The 1,018-nt window shown below is 38.2% G+C and carries 2 protein-coding genes; both read left to right on the top strand.

What is annotated here, in order from left to right; genetic code table 11:
* Nucleotides 1-172: 172 nt before the first annotated feature.
* Nucleotides 173-511: a hypothetical protein gene (locus tag CGS49_RS13785; protein ID WP_014608640.1), complete on the top strand. Its 339-nt coding sequence runs from the start codon at nucleotides 173-175 to the stop codon at nucleotides 509-511.
* Nucleotides 512-587: 76 nt separating this feature from the next.
* Nucleotides 588-1,018: DMT family transporter (locus tag CGS49_RS13790; protein WP_143405895.1), on the top strand; the 431-nt coding region annotated here is incomplete at its 3' end.

Consider the following 1,018-nt stretch of genomic DNA (forward strand, 5'->3'; position numbering starts at 1 on the left):
CAAGAATTGGCTAAGTTGAAAGAAGATTGATAAATAAAGAACCAGCCGAAAGGTTGGTTCTTTATTTGCAATATTTGTGTTAGACTAGTCAAGAATTTTATTATAAATAGATTTTAGGAGTTACCCCAAGAACAAATTCTTAAGAGTCCTTTTTATCCTCGTCATCCTCGCCATGACTGGTGCTATTATTTTTCAGCTATTCTTCCCAACTTATATGGGAAGTCATTCGGGTTACGGCATTTCTATCGGATGGCAGAGGGAGATTGGTATTTGGAATGTAACAGTTCTTGTCATCCTGATTACTGTCAATCTCAAGTACGATTGGTTTTATTTGAAAGCTGTTCTAATGGCTTTGATTATTGGAGGTCTTGGGATTGGGACTAATCATTTCCTTAGCTATCTTCAATACCGTCACTCAGTCAACGCTATTGGTGCACTTGAAAATTATCTTTTAGTTCTTGGCTGGATTATAGGTTGGTGGCTTGAAAATTCCTCAAGAAAAAGAGTATAATTTTTCTGAAGTTATCTACTGACTTACGACTTCCTGTGTTATAATAAATAGGCATTATCATAATCGAGGAAAACACATGTCTAAACAATTAAAAGGGAGTCTGATGGTCTTGGTTGCTGGAATTGCTTGGGGATTTTCAGGAGTTTCGGGTCAATACCTGATGGCTCATGGGATTAATGTTAATCTTTTAACGAGTTTACGTTTAATTCTAGCTGGGATTTTGCTGACAGCTTCGGTCTTTTTTCGGCAGTCAGACAAATTAGTTTCAGCACTTAAAGATAAGAAAACCTTAGTAAGTATCGCCTTATTTGCACTCTTTGGTCTGGTCTTGAATCAGTATGCCTATCTTAGTGCCATTCAGCATACCAATGCAGGGACTGCGACGGTCTTGCAGTATGTCACGCCAGTACTCATTCTGACTTTTGTGTGTGCTAAGAACCGTAGATTTCCAATGGTTTCAGAGTTGGTAGCGATTATCATGGCTATTGCGGGAACCTTTATTATCGC

The sequence above is a fragment of the Faecalibacterium langellae genome, from assembly GCF_002549775.1.
In the GTDB taxonomy this organism is placed as follows: Bacteria; Bacillota; Clostridia; order Oscillospirales; family Ruminococcaceae; genus Faecalibacterium; species Faecalibacterium langellae.